At 56.3% G+C, this 17,710-nt stretch carries 14 protein-coding genes; 6 read left to right on the top strand and 8 right to left on the bottom strand.

The genetic code is table 11. The annotated features are described in order from the left end of the window. Positions 1 to 11: 11 nt before the first annotated feature. Positions 12 to 1,514, bottom strand: coding sequence for a helicase HerA-like C-terminal domain-containing protein (locus C3F35_RS14440; RefSeq protein ID WP_103792778.1), 1,503 nt, complete (start codon positions 1,512 to 1,514; stop codon positions 12 to 14). A gap of 137 nt (positions 1,515 to 1,651) precedes the next feature. Here C3F35_RS14440 and C3F35_RS14445 point away from each other — a divergent pair, with 137 nt between their 5' ends. Beyond that, positions 1,652 to 3,289, top strand: coding sequence for a dihydroxyacetone kinase subunit DhaK (locus tag C3F35_RS14445; RefSeq protein WP_103792779.1), 1,638 nt, complete (start codon positions 1,652 to 1,654; stop codon positions 3,287 to 3,289). 95 nt (positions 3,290 to 3,384) lie between these two features. Here the strand turns inward: C3F35_RS14445 and ahr are convergent, their stop codons facing one another. From ahr to pepA, 5 genes are all read right to left on the bottom strand, one after another. Continuing rightward, positions 3,385 to 4,404, bottom strand: coding sequence for an NADPH-dependent aldehyde reductase Ahr (ahr, locus tag C3F35_RS14450; protein ID WP_032614507.1), 1,020 nt, complete (start codon positions 4,402 to 4,404; stop codon positions 3,385 to 3,387). Positions 4,405 to 4,487: 83 nt separating this feature from the next. After that, positions 4,488 to 4,991, bottom strand: coding sequence for a GNAT family N-acetyltransferase (locus tag C3F35_RS14455; protein WP_103792780.1), 504 nt, complete (start codon positions 4,989 to 4,991; stop codon positions 4,488 to 4,490). A gap of 123 nt (positions 4,992 to 5,114) precedes the next feature. Next, a complete protein-coding gene (locus C3F35_RS14460) occupies positions 5,115 to 7,970 on the bottom strand; it encodes a valine--tRNA ligase (protein WP_103792781.1) in 2,856 nt (951 codons plus the stop codon). Further along, positions 7,970 to 8,413, bottom strand: coding sequence for a DNA polymerase III subunit chi (gene holC / locus C3F35_RS14465; RefSeq protein WP_032614501.1), 444 nt, complete (start codon positions 8,411 to 8,413; stop codon positions 7,970 to 7,972). Before holC ends, C3F35_RS14460 begins: the two co-directional genes overlap by 1 nt. Before the next feature lie 119 nt (positions 8,414 to 8,532). After that, positions 8,533 to 10,044: a leucyl aminopeptidase gene (pepA, locus tag C3F35_RS14470; protein ID WP_032614499.1), complete on the bottom strand. Its 1,512-nt coding sequence runs from the start codon at positions 10,042 to 10,044 to the stop codon at positions 8,533 to 8,535. A gap of 266 nt (positions 10,045 to 10,310) precedes the next feature. Here pepA and lptF point away from each other — a divergent pair, with 266 nt between their 5' ends. From lptF to mtgA, 5 genes are all read left to right on the top strand, one after another. Continuing rightward, positions 10,311 to 11,411 (top strand): LPS export ABC transporter permease LptF, encoded by a 1,101-nt coding sequence (gene lptF / locus C3F35_RS14480; protein ID WP_032614497.1) that lies wholly within the window; start codon positions 10,311 to 10,313, stop codon positions 11,409 to 11,411. Then, the gene (gene lptG / locus C3F35_RS14485) at positions 11,411 to 12,493 is read left to right on the top strand and encodes an LPS export ABC transporter permease LptG (RefSeq protein WP_032614495.1); all 1,083 of its coding nucleotides are present in this window, start codon (positions 11,411 to 11,413) and stop codon (positions 12,491 to 12,493) included. Before lptF ends, lptG begins: the two co-directional genes overlap by 1 nt. 134 nt (positions 12,494 to 12,627) lie before the next feature. Then, on the top strand, positions 12,628 to 14,961 hold the full coding sequence (gene arcB, locus C3F35_RS14490) for an aerobic respiration two-component sensor histidine kinase ArcB (RefSeq protein ID WP_103792782.1): 2,334 nt from the start codon (positions 12,628 to 12,630) through the stop codon (positions 14,959 to 14,961). Positions 14,962 to 15,189: 228 nt separating this feature from the next. Continuing rightward, positions 15,190 to 15,849, top strand: a complete 660-nt coding sequence (gene elbB, locus C3F35_RS14495; protein WP_103792783.1) for an isoprenoid biosynthesis glyoxalase ElbB — start codon at positions 15,190 to 15,192, stop codon at positions 15,847 to 15,849. Continuing rightward, positions 15,846 to 16,571, top strand: coding sequence for a monofunctional biosynthetic peptidoglycan transglycosylase (mtgA, locus tag C3F35_RS14500; RefSeq protein WP_371320500.1), 726 nt, complete (start codon positions 15,846 to 15,848; stop codon positions 16,569 to 16,571). Before elbB ends, mtgA begins: the two co-directional genes overlap by 4 nt. Here the strand turns inward: mtgA and npr are convergent. Together npr and rapZ are read right to left on the bottom strand one after the other, a co-directional pair. After that, positions 16,568 to 16,840 (bottom strand): PTS phosphocarrier protein NPr, encoded by a 273-nt coding sequence (npr, locus tag C3F35_RS14505; RefSeq protein WP_032614489.1) that lies wholly within the window; start codon positions 16,838 to 16,840, stop codon positions 16,568 to 16,570. The two genes, mtgA and npr, sit on opposite strands and share 4 nt — an antisense overlap. Further along, positions 16,837 to 17,691, bottom strand: a complete 855-nt coding sequence (gene rapZ / locus C3F35_RS14510; protein WP_032614487.1) for an RNase adapter RapZ — start codon at positions 17,689 to 17,691, stop codon at positions 16,837 to 16,839. The genes npr and rapZ overlap by 4 nt, the downstream gene beginning before the upstream one ends. Positions 17,692 to 17,710: the final 19 nt, after the last annotated feature.

Below are 17,710 nucleotides of genomic sequence, written 5' to 3' on the forward strand. Positions count from 1 at the left end.
AGAGAAAAGATTTACTTCCGGCGTCTGCCTAATAAGCTGCCCAGCACTCCACGTACAATCTGATTTGTCACCTGACGCGCCGCGCTTTTCGCCATGGTTTGTACCACACCGTCGCGTTTACCGCCGCGCGGACCGGTGCTGCCAAACAGGATGTCTTTCAATCCGCCCAGTATCCCGTCATCGACCGCCACGGGCTGGTCTTTCGCGGCGGGGGCCTCCTGTTGCGCCGTACGGGTTTGCACCGCTTTTTGCAGCATCTCAAACGCAGATTCTCTGTCCACCTGATCTTCGTATTTACCGTAGACCGGGGAGTGGTTAATCAGTCCGTTACGCTCATCGTCGCTGATTGGCCCCATCCGTGAGTTAGGGGCGATGACCATCGCGCGCTCCACCATTGACGGGCTGCCTTTGGCATCGAGAAACGAGATCAGCGCCTCGCCGGTACCCAGCGCCTGGATGGCTGCTTCGGTATCAAAAGCCGGGTTGGTGCGCATGGTCTGCGCTGCGGCTTTCACGGCTTTCTGATCCTTTGGCGTAAAGGCGCGCAAAGCATGCTGGACACGATTGCCCAGTTGGCCCAGTACGTTGTCGGGAATATCGGCCGGGTTCTGCGAAACAAAGTACACGCCCACGCCTTTGGAGCGGATCAGGCGGATCACCTGTTCGATCTTATCCAGCAGAACCTGGGGCGCATCACTGAACAGCAGATGGGCTTCGTCAAAGAAGAAAACCAGCTTCGGTTTTTCCAGATCGCCTGCTTCAGGCAGTTGCTCAAAGAGTTCGGAGAGCATCCACAGCAGGGTGGCCGCGTAGAGCTTCGGCATCTGGTAGAGCTTTTCTGCACTCAGGATGTTGATAATGCCTTTGCCGTTGCTGTCGGTACGCATCCAGTCTTTGATATCCAGCATGGGTTCGCCAAAGAAGTGCCCGGCGCCTTGTTGTTCCAGCGTCAACAATCCGCGCTGGATAGCCCCCACGGAGGCGCTACTGATGTTGCCATACTGATTCTGGAAAGATTTGGCGTTATCTCCGATGTACTGGGTAATGGCCCGCAGATCCTTGAAGTCGAGCAGCAGCAATCCCTGATCGTCGGCAATGCGGAAGATAATGTTCAGTACGCCGGTTTGTACCTCGTTGAGGTCGAGCAGACGCGCCAGCAGCAGCGGGCCGAGATCGGAAACCGTGGCGCGCACCGGGTGACCTCTCTCACCGAAAATATCCCAGACCACCACCGGATTACTTTCGGGTTGCCAGTTGGTAACGCCAATATTTTTCAACCGTTCAAGAAGCTTCTCCGAGCCGATGCCCTCCCGGGCAATGCCGCTGAGATCGCCTTTAACGTCGGCCATAAATACCGGCACGCCGATACGCGAAAATGACTCAGCCAGCTTTTGCAGCGTCACCGTTTTACCCGTGCCGGTGGCACCGGTAATCAGGCCATGTCGGTTAGCCATGGCAGGCAGGAGAGACAATTCATTATCTAGCGTCCGGGCAATCAGCAGGGGTGTACTCATGATCGGCTTCCTCGTTCATTCCTGCGTGGAGTATAGGCAACCTGACGGTAAAGTGGATGTGTCAGTTTCCGACTTTGCGGCGCGTTATCCAGCACGGACTATGCTTTTGCATAGGGTTAACAACATATTGGAAAGCTATGTCCAGATTCTTCTTTAATGACCGCAAACAGCTGGTTAATGATGCTATTGAAGGTATGCTCATCTCTGCCCCACACGGCAATCTCGTCAAACTGGATAGCGATCCGGCTATCCGTGTAGTGGTGCGTGCCGACTGGGATAAAAGCCGCGTGGCGGTAATTTCTGGCGGCGGATCCGGTCATGAACCGGCGCATGCAGGCTTTGTAGGTAAAGGAATGCTTACCGCTGCCGTCTGTGGCGATCTGTTTGCTTCACCAAGCGTAGAGGCGGTGCTGAACGCTATCGTGGCGGTGACAGGGGATCGCGGCTGCCTGCTGATCGTCAAAAACTATACCGGGGATCGTCTCAACTTTGGCCTCGCGGCGGAAAAAGCCAAGCGCTTCGGACTCAAAGTGGAGATGGTGATTGTGGCCGATGATATCGCTCTGCCGGATAACAAGCAGCCGCGCGGCATTGCCGGAACTGCGCTGGTGCATAAAATTGCCGGGTATGCCGCCGAACAGGGGAAATCGCTGAGCGATGTGCGGGACATGGCCCTTCAGGCCTGCGACAACCTCTGGAGTCTGGGGGTTGCGATGCAGACCTGCAATCTGCCGGGCAGCGACGATGAAGAGGGGCGTATCAGGAAAGGCCATGTTGAGCTGGGACTGGGGATCCACGGTGAGCCAGGGGCTTCGGTGGTTGATACGCAAAATAGCAGGGCGATTATCGAGACGCTGGTGAAGCCCTTGCAGGCGCAGGCCGGTGAAGGACGGCTGGCCGTGCTCATCAATAACCTCGGCGGCGTCTCGGCGCTGGAGATGGCGCTGCTGACCAAAGAGCTGGCGCATTCGGCCCTGAAAAATCAGATCGCGTATTTTATTGGCCCGGCACCGCTGGTGAGTTCGCTGGACATGAAGGGCTTTTCCTTATCCCTGCTGAAACTGAATACGGCTTTTGAACAGGCGCTCAACGCGCCGGTAGAGACGCTGGGCTGGCAAAAGCCCGTGGCCTTTACCCCGCTGCGCACGCTGGCGCATACCCCACTGTACTACAGCGTGGAGTTTACCCCGTCAGCGAATGCAAACGTCGCCCGGTATCTCGCCGCGGCAACGGGCTGCTTAATCGCCCTGGAAAATCGCCTTAACGCGCTGGATGCGAAAGTGGGAGATGGCGATACAGGATCGACCTTTGCGCAAGGTGCGCGGGACATTGCGCAATGGTTGGAGGAGGATCGGTTGCCGCTGAACGATCTGCCGCAGCTGTTGTTGGTGGTGGGTGAGCGGCTGGCGACGGTGATGGGGGGATCGAGCGGCGTGTTGATGTCGATCTTCTTCACTGCCGCCGGACAGGCGCTGCGTAGCGGTAAATCCTTACCCGATGCCTTACTGACCGGGCTTGCGCAAATGAAACATTATGGTGGGGCAGATCGCGGCGATCGTACCTTGATCGATGCGCTCCAGCCCGCGCTGGAAGCGTTGCAGACAGGGGATCTTCAGGCCGCCGCCAGCGCAGCGCAACAGGGGGCCGATGCCACGGCAAGCATGGGCAAGGCCGGGGCCGGACGTTCATCCTATGTCAACAAAGAGAATCTGCACGGGGTGACCGATCCTGGCGCAGTAGCGGTGGCCGAGGTGTTTGCTGCATTTATGCGGTAGGTGAAAACATCGGGTGGCGGCGGGGTGAAAGCAAAACGGTAACAACCGTTACCGTTTTGAATGTTACAGGCGCAGTGCCATCGTGCTTTAGCGGCTTAGAAATCTGCTTTTAACACCACGCGGTAACGGGCTTTGCCGTCACGAACGTGCTGGATGGCTTCGTTGATTTTCGACATCGGATACGTCTCGATGGTCGGGGCGACTTTGGTGCGGCCGGCAAATTTCATCAGCTTGCGCAGCTCATACGGTGTGCCCGTCGCAGAACCTGACACGCTGCGATCGCCGCCGATCAGCGTGAAGGCTGGAACCGGCAGGGGCTTCAGGACGGCACCCACGGTATGGAAATTACCGCCGTAGGCCAGCGCTTCAAAGTACGGCTGCCAGTCGAGATCGACGTTAACGGTATTGATGATCAGATCAAACTGACCGGCCAGCGCTTTCAACAGCTCAGGATCCCGGCTGTTCACTACCTTGTCGGCTCCCATCGCCAGCACTTCTTGCTCTTTCGCCGGGTTGGAGCTGAACGCCGTCACTTCGCAGCCCATCGCATGCAGAAGCTTGATGGCGATATGGCCCAGACCGCCAATACCGATTACCCCCACGCGGCTGGTGGCGGTGATATGGTGCATCAGCAGCGGTTTGAAGACTGTGATCCCGCCGCACAGCAGCGGACCGGCAGATTCGATATCCATCTGTTCAGGGAGAGGAATGACCCACTGCCAGTCGGCGCGCAGTTTGTCAGCGAAACCGCCGTTGTTCAGAATGGTTGGGGTAGCCCCTTCCAGGCAGTTAATCTGGTTGCCGCTGATACAGGCATCGCAGTGCCCACAGCTCCGTGCAGTCCAGCCGATGCCCACGCGCTGACCAACCTTCAGCCCTTTATCCTGGGCAGCACTGCCCAGAGCAACCACGCGGCCAATCACTTCGTGTCCGGCAATCAGTGGGTATTGCGAGAAACCCCATTCGTTATCGATCATCGACAGATCGGAATGGCAGATCCCGCAGTAATCGACCTGGACTTCAACGTCTTCTGCTTTCAGCTCGCCCGCATCGTATTCGTACAGCTCAAGTTCTGCACCCGCCTGCGGTGCGGCGTAGCTTTTTATCTTTGACATGATATTTACCCCCTGATGGTGTGGAACTGAGAGTGTAGAGCATTCAGTTTACAACCGCTTAACAGAAGGGGGCAGGAAAGGAATTACAATGTTTTCAGCATCCGCACTTCGCAGTCCACATGTCCGGTGCAGCCCAGGGAGTGGTCAATGTGTTCAAAGCCAAGGTGCTCATACAGGGCAATAGCTTCTTTGAGGAAGGCAGTGGTTTCGAGGTAGCAGCGTTTAAAGCCTTCGGCGCGCGCGTGGTCGAGAGCAACCAGCGCCAGCTTTTTCGCCAGGCCTTTACCACGTGCGGAGGGCAGGAAATACATCTTTTGCAGTTCGCAAATATCCGGCTCGCTGCAGCTCAGGGGAGCAACACCGCCGCCGCCGACAACGCTGCCGTTTTGTTCGATGATCCAGTAGGCGTGGCCCGGCTGGCTGTAAACCTGAAACAGCTCGTCCAGGTTTGGGTCGGCAACCGTGTAGCCCTTGTCGGCGGTCAGACCATATTCGGCAGACACTGTGCGGATAACGGTCGCAATCGCACTGTTGTCTTTTTGAGAGATACGACGCATGGCGGTCGCAGCGGGGGTAATCACGCTCATAGCATTACTCATGACAAAAATTGACACACATCTGCTGTTAATAGCATCGCAGAAAGGGGAGTGCAAGCGAGGAGTTTTCAGGAAGAATCCCCCTTACGCCCTGAAGCGTAAGGGGGTAACGCTTTACAGCGCGGCGATAACCGCCTGCTGCTCAATCAGCTTCGCTTTAGCATCCGCGAAACCAACCAGACGTTCACGCTCTTTGGCGATGACCGCTTCCGGGGCGCGGGCAACAAAGCCTTCGTTAGACAGTTTACTTTCGATCTTACCGATTTCGACTTCGACTTTGGCCACTTCTTTTGCCAGACGCGCCAGCTCAGCATCTTTATCAACCAGGCCAGCCATCGGGATCAGCAGCTCGGCGCCGTCGATGATTTTGGTCACGGAGACCGGACCTTTATCATCCGCAGGCAGCACGGTGATGCTCTCCAGACGGGCCATAGTCTGCAGGAAGGTGTTGTTCTCGGTCACGCGACGCACCGCAGCTTCACTGCAACCGCGCAGCAGCAGCGCCAGTGGTTTACCCGGGGAGATGTTCATCTCGGCACGGATGTTACGCACGGCAACGATCGCCTGCTTCAGCCACTCGGTATCGGCAGCCGCGGCTTCATCAACCTGCGCGGCATCGAAGGCCGGGAATGGCTGCAGCATGATGGTATCGGCATTAATGCCAGCAATCACCTTCACGCGCTGCCAGATGGTTTCGGTGATGAACGGGATGATCGGGTGCGCCAGGCGCAACAGACCTTCCAGAACGGTGATCAGGGTGTTGCGCGTGCCGCGCAGTTCCGCTTCAGATCCGCCATTCATTACCGGTTTGGTCAGCTCCAGGTACCAGTCACAGAACTGGTTCCAGGTGAACTCGTACAGGATGCCTGCCGCGATATCGAAGCGATAGCTATCCAGGGCCTCGCGGAACGCTTTGGTGGTCTGGTTGAATTCAGCCAGGATCCAGCGGTCTGCCAGCGACAGGGTCATTTCGCCGCCGTTAAAGCCGCAATCCTGATCTTCGGTGTTCATCAGCACAAAGCGGCTGGCGTTCCACAGCTTGTTACAGAAGTTGCGATAACCTTCCAGACGTTTCATGTCCCAGTTAATGTCGCGGCCGGTTGAGGCCAGCGCTGCCAGGGTGAAACGCAGGGCGTCGGTGCCGTGTGGCTCGATACCGTCCGGGAACTGCTTCTCGGTGCGCTTGCGGATCTTCTCAGCCAGCTGCGGCTGCATCATGTTGCCGGTACGTTTTTCCAGCAGATCTGCCAGGGAGATACCGTCCACCATGTCCAGCGGGTCGATAACGTTGCCCTTTGACTTGGACATCTTCTGGCCTTCGTCGTCGCGGATCAGACCGGTCATGTAGACGGTATGGAACGGAACCTGCGGCTTGCCATCTTCATCTTTGATGAAGTGCATGGTCATCATGATCATGCGGGCGATCCAGAAGAAAATAATGTCGAAGCCGGACACCATTACGCTGGTTGGGTGGAACTGACGCAGCGCGTCGGTGTTTTCTGGCCAGCCGAGGGTGGAGAAAGTCCACAGCGCGGAGGAGAACCAGGTATCCAGCACGTCTTCGTCCTGACGCAGCGCCACGTCAGCGCTCAGGTTGTTTTCCTGACGCACTTCGTCTTCAGTACGGCCAACGTAGACGTTGCCTTCGTTGTCGTACCACGCCGGGATACGGTGACCCCACCACAGCTGACGGGAGATACACCAGTCCTGAATATCGCGCATCCAGGAGAAGTACATGTTTTCGTACTGCTTTGGCACGAACTGTATGCTACCGTTCTCAACCGCTTCTACAGCCGGTTTCGCCAGCACATCAGCACGGACGTACCACTGGTCGGTCAGCATCGGCTCGATCACCACGCCGCCACGGTCGCCGTAAGGAACGGTCAGATCGTGCGGTTTGATCTCTTCCAGCAGGCCCAGGGCATCAACAGCGGCAACCACTGCTTTACGCGCGGCAAAACGTTCCAGCTTCTGGAACTCAGCCGGGATATCGCTTGAGTAAACGTCGGACTCTTCGCCTTTGGTGTCGTACACTTCCGCGCTTTCACGGATGTCGCCATCAAAGGTCAGGATGTTGATCATCGGCAGGGCGTGACGACGGCCAACTTCATAGTCGTTAAAGTCGTGCGCGGGGGTGATTTTCACGCAACCGGTGCCTTTTTCCATGTCGGCGTGTTCATCGCCCACAATCGGAATGCGGCGGTTAACCAGCGGCAGCACCACGAATTTACCAATCAGATCTTTATAACGCGGATCTTCCGGGTTCACGGCCACGCCGGTATCGCCCAGCAGGGTTTCTGGACGCGTGGTAGCGACGACCAGGTAATCTTTACCGTCTGCGGTTTTCGCGCCGTCGGCCAGCGGATAGCGGATATGCCACATGGAGCCTTTAGACTCGCGGTTTTCCACTTCCAGGTCTGAGATGGCGGTGCGCAGTTTCGGATCCCAGTTTACCAGGCGCTTGCCACGGTAAATCAGGTCTTCTTTATACAGACGGACAAATACTTCTTTGACGGCGTTGGAAAGGCCTTCGTCCATGGTGAAGCGCTCGCGCTCCCAGTCCACGGAGTTGCCGAGACGGCGCATCTGACGGGTAATGGTGCCGCCGGATTCTGCTTTCCACTGCCAGATTTTGTCGATAAAGGCGTCGCGACCGTAGTCGTGGCGGGTTTTACCTTCTTCAGCGGCAATTTTACGCTCAACCACCATTTGGGTCGCAATACCCGCGTGGTCCGTCCCCGCTTGCCAGAGGGTGTTTTTACCCTGCATGCGCTGGTAACGGATCATGGTATCCATGATGGTCTGCTGGAAGGCATGACCCATATGCAAACTGCCGGTGACGTTCGGCGGCGGGATCATGATGCAGAAGGACTCTTTGCTTTCATCGCCGTTAGGCTTGAAATAGCCCTGCTGTTCCCAGTGCTCGTAAAGCGGCTGTTCGATATCGCGTGGGTTATATGTCTTTTCCATTATTTCCAGGTTGCCGTATTCAGGTTAAAACCAGCCAGGCGGTACGCTTTATAGCGTTCGCGCGCCAGTTGTTTCAAAGAATCTTCGTGAGGGACAAAGTCTACCACTTCTGTGAAAGCGGTGGCAAAATCTGCAAAGCCGATGCGCAGGCTGATTAAAATATCCCGCGGGCTGCTGTTGCGTTTTTGCGGCCAGGCGATCTCCACCGGCGCGCCACCGCGCGGTCCTTCTCCCGCAAGATTATGCGGAACAAAGCTTTCAGGCGGTCGTGCCCACAGGGCTTCATCCAGACGGATGGCCTGCTGCTCATCTTCGCAGGCAATCAGCACGCGAAGACCTGCGCGCCAACGTTCTGCGGCAATCTCACACACCAGCTGTTCAACGGCGCTTAAGCCATCCTGTTGGGTGTCATTGTCCAGAAGATAGAACGTTGCGTTTTTCATATATGGGGCTTCTTGTGGTGGATTTAAATGCAAAGCCGGGTGGCGCTGCGCGTACCCGGCCTACGGTTAAATGCCGTTTGCAGGCCGGGTAAGGCGAAGCCGCCCCCCGGCGTTTTACATTACTCTTCGCCGTTAAACCCGGCACGATTGAGCAGGAACTGCGAGAGCAGGGCCACAGGGCGGCCGGTGGCGCCTTTGGCTTTACCGGAACGCCATGCCGTACCGGCGATATCCAGGTGCGCCCAGTTGTATTTGCGGGTAAAGCGCGCCAGGAAGCAGGCTGCGGTAATGGCACCGCCAGGACGCCCACCGATGTTAGCCATATCCGCAAAGTTGGACTCCAGCTGCTCCTGATACTCATCGGCCATCGGCAGACGCCAGGCACGGTCGCCCGCCTGTTCAGAGGCGCCGATCAGCTCATGTGCCAGCGGGTTGTGGTTCGACATCAGGCCGGTGATGTGGTGGCCCAGCGCAATCACGCAGGCACCAGTCAGGGTGGCCACGTCGATAACCGCTTCTGGCTCGAAGCGTTCCACGTAGGTCAGCACGTCACACAGCACCAGACGGCCTTCAGCATCGGTGTTCAGCACTTCAACAGTCTGCCCGGACATGGTGGTCAGCACGTCGCCAGGACGATAAGCACGGCCGCCCGGCATGTTTTCACAGCCGGCCAGCACGCCGATTACGTTGATAGGCAACTGGAGTTCCGCGACCATGCGCATCACGCCGTAGACCGCCGCTGCACCGCACATGTCGTACTTCATCTCATCCATGCCTTCGGCCGGTTTGATGGAGATACCGCCGGAGTCAAAAGTCAGGCCTTTACCGACCAGCACAATTGGACGCACGTCTTCAGACGGGTTGCCCTTGTACTCAATGACTGACATCAGGGATTCGTTTTGTGAACCGTTGCCAACCGCCAGATAGGAGTGCATACCCAGCTCTTTCATCTGCTGCTCGCCAATCACGCGGGTGACGACGTTTTGGCTGTAGGAGTCCGCCAGCTGGCGCGCCTGGGAGGCGAGATAACCGGCATTACAGATGTTTGGCGGCATGTTGCCGAGGTCTTTCGCGGCTTTGATACCGGCAGCGATCGCCAGACCATGCTGAATGGCGCGCTCGCCGCTGGTCAGTTCACGGCGGGTTGGAACGTTAAAGACCATTTTACGCAGCGGACGGCGAGGTTCGCTTTTGGTGGTTTTTAGCTGATCGAAGCTGTACAGCGTCTCTTTGGCTGTTTCAACGGCCTGACGCACTTTCCAGTAGGTGTTGCGGCCTTTGACGTGCAGTTCGGTCAGGAAGCACACGGCCTCCATTGAGCCAGTATCATTCAGCGTATTAATCGTTTTCTGAATAACCTGTTTGTACTGGCGCTCATCCAGCTCGCGCTCTTTGCCACAGCCAATCAGCAGGATGCGCTCGGACAATACGTTCGGCACATGATGCAGCAACAGCGTCTGTCCTGGTTTGCCCTCCAGCTCGCCACGGCGCAGCAGGGCGCTGATGTAGCCATCGCTGATTTTATCGAGTTGTTCTGCGATCGGAGAGAGTCTGCGGGGTTCAAACACGCCGACGACGATGCAGGCACTCCGCTGTTTTTCCGGGCTACCGCTTTTTACACTGAACTCCATGAACTACGCTCCTGAATCTTAAAGACAACAGCGGCAGCTACGGATAGAATTGAAACCTTTCGTAACTCATGCCCGCTGTTGCGGTGACTTCGTGTTAATCTTACGTTATTACGGTTTCGACACGTCATAACAACTGCTGAAGCGCGAATCCGCCGGGTGTTGTAATCTTAGCGATGATTTCGACGACTCAAGAGAATAAATGACGTTTAAGCCATGAAACAAGCGATTTTCCTGCAAAGAGACGGGTTTTTACGGGCGTATTTAATGTGATAATCATAAGATATCTGGTGCGGGAGACGCTAAAAAGCCAGTTGGCGATACTCTTCATCCTGCTTCTGATCTTTTTCTGTCAGAAACTGGTGAGGATCCTCGGCGCGGCTGTCGACGGCGAAATTCCCACAAATCTGGTGCTTTCTCTGCTCGGGTTAGGCGTGCCTGAAATGGCGCAGCTTATCCTGCCATTAAGCCTTTTCCTCGGACTGCTGATGACGCTCGGTAAGCTTTATACCGAAAGTGAAATCACCGTCATGCATGCATGCGGTCTGAGCAAAGCGGTACTGATTAAAGCCGCCATGGTTCTGGCGCTGTTTACCGGCATCGTGGCCGCGGTGAACGTGATGTGGGCCGGGCCTGTCTCCTCGCGTCATCAGGATGAGGTGCTGGCTGAAGCGAAAGCGAACCCCGGCATGGCCGCACTGGCGCAGGGGCAGTTCCAGCAGGCGACCGACGGTAACTCCGTGCTGTTTATTGAAAGCGTGGATGGCAGCCGCTTTAACGACGTCTTCCTCGCGCAACTCCGCCCCAAAGGTAATGCCCGCCCATCCGTGGTCGTGGCCGATTCTGGTCAGCTCACTCAGGGTAAAGACGGTTCGCAGATCGTGACCCTGAACAAAGGCACCCGCTTCGAAGGCACAGCGCTGCTGCGTGATTTCCGCATTACCGACTTCCAGAACTATCAGGCGATTATTGGTCATCAAACGGTGGCACTGGATCCTACCGATACTGAGCAGATGAGCATGCGTACGCTGCTTAATACCGATACCAATCGCGCCCGTGCGGAGCTGCACTGGCGAATCACGCTGGTATTCACCGTATTTATGATGGCGTTGATGGTCGTGCCGCTCAGCGTGGTAAACCCACGTCAGGGCCGGGTGCTCTCTATGCTGCCCGCGATGCTGCTTTATCTGGTGTTCTTCCTGCTGCAGACCTCGATCAAATCGAATGGCGGTAAAGGAAAAATCGACCCGGTTATCTGGACCTGGGTGATTAACGGACTCTACCTGCTGTTGGCCGTCATCCTCAACCTGTGGGATACCGTGCCGATGCGCCGTGTACGAGCCAGGTTTACGCGTAAAGGAGCGGTGTAATGCAGGCGTTTGGCGTTCTTGACCGCTATATCGGTAAAACTATTTTTACCACCATCATGATGACGTTATTCATGCTGGTGTCGCTCTCCGGCATCATCAAGTTTGTCGACCAGCTGAAAAAGGCCGGGCAGGGGAGCTATGATGCAATGGGCGCGGGCATGTATACCCTGCTCAGTATTCCAAAAGATGTGCAAATCTTCTTCCCGATGGCGGCGCTGTTAGGCGCGCTGCTGGGGCTGGGGATGCTGGCGCAGCGCAGTGAGCTGGTGGTGATGCAGGCGTCGGGCTTTACCCGTATGCAGGTTGCCCTGTCGGTGATGAAAACGGCGATCCCGCTGGTATTTCTGACCATGGCAATGGGCGAGTGGATTGCGCCGCAGGGCGAGCAGATGGCGCGTAACTACCGCGCACAGATGATGTATGGCGGCTCGTTGCTCTCGACCCAGCAGGGTCTGTGGGCGAAAGATGGCACTAACTTTGTCTATATCGAACGTGTGACGGGCGATAACACGCTCGGTGGCGTGAGTATCTACAGCTTTAACGATCAGCGTCGTCTGCAGGCGGTACGTTATGCCACGTCGGCCACCTTCGATACCGAGAAAAAAGTCTGGCGTCTGTCTCAGGTGGATGAGTCCAACCTGCAGGATCCGAAACAGATCACCGGTTCGCAGACGGTCACTGGCACCTGGAAAACCAACCTGACCCCCGATAAGCTCGGTGTGGTAGCGCTGGATCCTGATGCGCTCTCCATCAGCGGCCTGCACAACTACGTGAAGTACCTGAAGTCGAGCGGCCAGGATGCCGGACGTTACCAGCTCAATATGTGGAGCAAGATCTTCCAGCCGCTCTCCGTGGCGGTCATGATGCTGATGGCGCTGTCATTTATCTTCGGCCCACTGCGTAGCGTTCCCATGGGGGTACGTGTCGTAACCGGTATCAGCTTCGGCTTTGTCTTCTACGTTCTCGATCAGATCTTCGGTCCGCTGACTCTGGTTTACGGTATCCCGCCAGTTATTGGTGCGTTGCTGCCGAGCGCCTCCTTCTTCCTGATCAGCCTCTGGATGCTCCTGAAGCGCTCCTGACCCCTGACACCTCATCTTCCTCTTTGGGAGGTGAGGTGTATCCTCTGTTTTACCCCTCACTTTTTTGCACAACCTTCAACGTCTTGCCTGGAATTTGAGTATTATTGTGCGATGACGTCGTGAAGAGATCCCCTATGAAGCAAATTCGGTTACTGGCGCAATATTATGTCGATCTGATGATGAAGCTCGGCCTGGTACGCTTCTCCCTGTTGCTGGCGTTGGCGCTGGTGGTTCTGGCGATTGTGGTGCAGATGGCTATTACCATGGTGCTGCACGGTCAGGTTGAGAGCATTGACCTTATTCGGTCGATTTTCTTTGGCCTGTTGATCACCCCCTGGGCGGTCTATTTCCTCTCGGTCGTGGTTGAACAGCTGGAAGAGTCGCGCCAGCGGCTGACCCGGCTGGTGGAAAAGCTGGAAGAGATGCGCGAGCGCGACCTGAAGCTCAACGTGCAGTTAAAAGACAACATTGCTCAGTTGAACCAGGAGATTTCAGATCGTGAAAAAGCCGAGGCCGAGCGCCAGACCACGCTGGAACAGCTGAAAATCGAAATGAAAGAGCGCGAGCAGACGCAAATTCAGCTCGAGCAGCAATCGTCGTTCCTGCGCTCTTTCCTCGATGCCTCCCCGGATCTGGTCTTCTATCGTAATGAAGATAAAGAGTTCTCCGGCTGTAACCGGGCGATGGAACTACTGACCGGCAAGAGCGAAAAGCAGCTCGTTAGCCTGCGCCCGCAGGATGTCTATTCACCCGAGGCGGCTGCCAAAGTTATCGAAACCGACGAGAAGGTCTTCCGGCATAACGTCTCACTGACCTATGAACAGTGGCTCGACTACCCGGACGGGCGCAAAGCCTGCTTCGAAATCCGCAAAGTGCCTTACTACGATCGCGTCGGTAAACGCCACGGGCTGATGGGCTTCGGGCGTGACATTACCGAGCGTAAGCGCTATCAGGATGCCCTGGAGCGCGCCAGCCGCGATAAAACCACCTTTATCTCTACCATCAGCCATGAGCTGCGTACCCCGCTCAACGGCATCGTGGGGCTAAGCCGTATTCTGCTCGATACCGAACTCACGGCCGAGCAGGAGAAATATCTGAAAACGATCCATGTTTCAGCGGTCACGCTCGGCAATATCTTCAACGATATTATCGATATGGATAAGATGGAGCGACGCAAGGTTCAGCTGGATAACCAGCCGGTAGACTTCACCGGTTTCCTTGCCGATCTGGAGAACCTCTCCGGCCTGCAGGCCCAGCAGAAAGGGCTACGCTTTGTGATGCAGCCAACGCTGCCACTGCCGCATAAGGTGGTGACTGACGGCACACGCCTGCGTCAGATCCTGTGGAACTTGATCAGCAACGCGGTCAAGTTCACCCAGAGCGGCCAGGTTGCGGTTCGCGTGCGTTACGGCGAGGGTGAAATGCTGCACTTCGAGGTAGAGGATTCCGGCATCGGTATCCCGCAGGAGGAGCAGGACAAAATCTTCGCCATGTACTATCAGGTTAAAGATAGCCACGGCGGCAAGCCCGCCACCGGAACCGGTATTGGCCTGGCGGTATCGCGCCGCCTGGCGAAGAGCATGGGGGGCGACATCACGGTGAGCAGCAACCCAGGTCACGGCTCCGTCTTTAAACTGAGCGTTCGTGCCCCGGCGGTTGCGGAGGAGGTCGAAGACACCTTCGACCACGACGCGATGCCGCTGCCTGCCCTGCATGTGCTGCTGGTGGAAGATATTGAGCTGAACGTGATTGTGGCGCGGTCGGTGCTGGAGAAACTCGGCAGCAGCGTGGATGTCGCCATGACCGGCAAGGCTGCGCTGGAGATGTTCACCCCAGGAGAATACGACCTGGTGCTGCTGGATATTCAGCTCCCGGACATGACCGGCCTGGACATCTCGCGTGAACTCACCAGCCGTTATGCCAGTGATGAACTGCCGCCGCTGGTGGCACTCACCGCCAACGTGCTGAAAGACAAGAAAGAGTATCTGGATGCCGGTATGGACGATGTACTGAGCAAACCGCTGGCGGTGCCGGCCTTAACCGCCATGATTAAGAAGTACTGGGACACCTGTGACGAAGAGGAGAGCACCATGACGACGGTAGATACGGAAAAAGCGCAGTCTTTGCTGGATATCGACATGCTTGAGCAGTACATCGATCTGGTGGGGCCGAAGTTGATTACCGACGGCCTGGCCATTTTCGAAAAGATGATGCCGGGTTATCTGAACGTGCTGGAGTCCAACCTGACGGCGCGGGATCGCAAAGGTATCGTAGAAGAGGGCCATAAGATCAAAGGTGCGGCCGGCTCGGTCGGTTTGCGTCATCTGCAGCAGCTTGGTCAGCAGATCCAGTCCCCGGATTTACCGGCGTGGGAAGATAACGTGGGTGAATGGGTTGAAGAGATGAAGCAGGAGTGGCAAAACGATGTGGCCGTTCTGAAAGCCTGGGTGGAAAGCAGAAAAAAATGACCCCGGCTAAACCGGGGTGCGCGAATACTGCGCCAACACCAGGGAAATCGTGGCTGCGCCTGAAGATGTTTTTTTAAGATAATGGCGTAGCCGGAAAATTTAGGCCGCACGCAGTTAAGATAGCAAAACTTAAATACTTTGTTACATGAATCAGTTAAATGTGTGAAGCACACCATTTTAATCAGAATTTTTAATGTGCATGTAACATTTTTCGAGAGGGATCGCAGGATGAAAAAGGTTGGCGTGGTACTGAGCGGTTGCGGGGTTTACGATGGTTCTGAAATTCATGAAGCGGTTCTGACGCTGCTGGCGCTGGCGCTGGCGCGCAACGGCGCAGAAGCGGTCTGTTTCGCCCCGGACAAAGCCCAGTCTGATGTCATTAATCACCTTACCGGTGAGCCGCTGGCGGAAAGCCGAAATATCCTGATTGAGGCGGCGCGAATTGCACGCGGACAGATCCGCCCACTCAGTGAAGCACGTGCCGCCGATCTGGATGCGCTGATTGTGCCGGGCGGTTTTGGCGCCGCAAAAAACCTGAGCAATTTTGCCCATGAGGGCAGCGCCTGCCAGGTAGAGAGCGATTTAAAAACCCTGGCGCTGCAGATGCATGAGGCCGGTAAACCCTTGGGCTTTATCTGTATCGCTCCGGCTATGCTGCCCGCCATCTTCGATATCCCGCTGCGTCTGACCATCGGCACTGACATTGATACTGCCGAGGCCATTGAGGATATGGGCGGCGAGCACATCCCTTGCCCGGTGGACGATATCGTGGTCGACGAAGATAACAGGATCGTGACTACCCCTGCGTACATGCTGGCGCAGAACATTGCGGAAGCCGCGACCGGTATCGAGAAGCTGGTTACCCGTGTGCTGGTGCTGGCTGAATGAGATTGAAGCGTCCCCGATCTGGCTGGGTAAGGCGGATCGTCATCCGCGTTCTGCTGGTGCTGGCGGTCTTCTGGGGTGGCGGTATCGCCCTGTTCAGCTTCGTGCCGGTGCCGTTTTCCGCAGTGATGATTGAACGTCAACTGGGGAGCTGGCTGCGAGGGGATTTCAGCTACGTTGCCCACTCTGACTGGGTGAGCATGGATGAGATCTCGCCGTGGATGGGACTGGCCGTTATTGCTGCTGAAGATCAGAAATTCCCGGACCACTGGGGATTCGACGTTGGGGCGATAGAGAAGGCGTTAGCATATAACGAGCGCAATGAGAGCCGTATTCGCGGCGCATCGACGCTTTCTCAGCAGACGGCGAAAAACCTGTTTTTGTGGGACGGACGTAGCTGGATGAGAAAAGGGTTTGAAGCCGGGCTGACGCTGGGGATCGAAACGGTGTGGAGTAAAAAACGCATCCTGACGGTGTACCTGAATATCGCAGAGTTTGGCGAAGGGGTGTTTGGTGTTGAAGCCGCTGCCCAGCGCTATTTCCATAAACCTGCGAGCCGACTGTCAGCATCAGAGGCCGCGCTACTGGCCGCCGTGTTACCGAACCCCATTCGCTTTAAGGCCAGTGCGCCTTCAGGCTATGTTCGCAGCCGTCAGGCGTGGATCCTGCGCCAGATGCGTCAACTGGGCGGGGAAGGGTTTATGCAGGCCCATAAGCTGAATTAATCTTCATCAAACCCGGCGTTGAACAATGCAATCACCGCCGCCAGCGCCTCAACTTCCTGTGGGCCGGTCGCTTCGATTTCGATCTGTCGGCCCTTGGCGGAGTCCAGCATCAGCAGCGCAATCACGCTATTGGCTTCGGCTTCGGTGCCTTCGTCATTACGCAGTAGAACTTCCGCGTCAAACCCCTGCATCAGTTCAAATAACTTCATCGCCGGGCGTGCATGCATGCCCAGCTTATTGGTGATCTCAACGGTCTGCTTTACGGTCATGTTTTACGTTTTTCCAGCGTACGATGACGGGACTGCACATTTTTGCCGCGCGAGCGGAAATAGTCAGCCAGTTGCTCAGCAATATAGACCGAACGGTGTTTGCCCCCGGTACAGCCAATCGCGACCGTCAAATAGCTGCGATTGTTTGTTTCCAGCATCGGCAACCAGAGTTCAAGGTAGCTGCGCGTCTGATAGATAAAGTTGTGGACTTCTGTATGCCTGTCAAGGAACGCGGCAACAGGTTTATCGAGGCCGGTCATTGGACGCAGCTTCGGATCCCAGTGTGGGTTCGGCAGGAAACGCACGTCAAACACATAGTCTGCATCGATAGGAATACCATGCTTAAAGCCGAAGGATTCAAACACCATCGTCAGCTCACGCTCGCGTTTACCCAACAGGCGGGTACGCAGCATCTCTGCCAGCTCATGCACGGACATTTCAGAGGTATCAACGATCAGATCGGCACGAGAGCGCAGCGGCTCCAGCAGATCGCTTTCCTGGTCGATAGCACTTTCCAGCGACAGATTTTTGCTGGAGAGCGGATGCAGACGGCGGGTATCACTATAGCGACGGATCAGCGTATTGCGATCGGCATCAAGGAACAGCAACTGAGGTGAAAACGCCTCTGGCAAATTGCTCATCGCCTGCTCAAAGATCTCCGGCGATTCAGGCATGTTACGCACGTCGATGCTGACCGCGGCGGAGATCTGTCGATCGGCCAGCGATCTCGCCAGCTCAGGCAGCAGCACCACCGGCAGGTTATCCACGCAGTAAAAGCCCATATCTTCCAGCGCACGCAGGGCAACCGATTTGCCGGATCCCGAACGACCGCTGACGATCATCAGCACCATGTACCGTTTCTCCTCAGGA

The sequence above is a fragment of the Leclercia sp. LSNIH3 genome, from assembly GCF_002935105.1.
Classification (GTDB): domain Bacteria; phylum Pseudomonadota; class Gammaproteobacteria; order Enterobacterales; family Enterobacteriaceae; genus Enterobacter; species Enterobacter adecarboxylatus.

Coding starts and splice junctions, on each gene's coding strand:
- mtgA (WP_371320500.1), top strand. CDS start 15,846: ATGAGATTGAAGCGTCCCCGATCTGGCTGGGTAAGGCGGATCGTCATC.
- npr (WP_032614489.1), bottom strand. CDS start 16,840: ATGACCGTAAAGCAGACCGTTGAGATCACCAATAAGCTGGGCATGCAT.
- C3F35_RS14460 (WP_103792781.1), bottom strand. CDS start 7,970: ATGGAAAAGACATATAACCCACGCGATATCGAACAGCCGCTTTACGAG.
- ahr (WP_032614507.1), bottom strand. CDS start 4,404: ATGTCAAAGATAAAAAGCTACGCCGCACCGCAGGCGGGTGCAGAACTT.
- arcB (WP_103792782.1), top strand. CDS start 12,628: ATGAAGCAAATTCGGTTACTGGCGCAATATTATGTCGATCTGATGATG.
- C3F35_RS14455 (WP_103792780.1), bottom strand. CDS start 4,991: ATGAGCGTGATTACCCCCGCTGCGACCGCCATGCGTCGTATCTCTCAA.
- lptG (WP_032614495.1), top strand. CDS start 11,411: ATGCAGGCGTTTGGCGTTCTTGACCGCTATATCGGTAAAACTATTTTT.
- rapZ (WP_032614487.1), bottom strand. CDS start 17,691: ATGGTGCTGATGATCGTCAGCGGTCGTTCGGGATCCGGCAAATCGGTT.
- pepA (WP_032614499.1), bottom strand. CDS start 10,044: ATGGAGTTCAGTGTAAAAAGCGGTAGCCCGGAAAAACAGCGGAGTGCC.
- elbB (WP_103792783.1), top strand. CDS start 15,190: ATGAAAAAGGTTGGCGTGGTACTGAGCGGTTGCGGGGTTTACGATGGT.
- C3F35_RS14445 (WP_103792779.1), top strand. CDS start 1,652: ATGTCCAGATTCTTCTTTAATGACCGCAAACAGCTGGTTAATGATGCT.
- C3F35_RS14440 (WP_103792778.1), bottom strand. CDS start 1,514: ATGAGTACACCCCTGCTGATTGCCCGGACGCTAGATAATGAATTGTCT.
- holC (WP_032614501.1), bottom strand. CDS start 8,413: ATGAAAAACGCAACGTTCTATCTTCTGGACAATGACACCCAACAGGAT.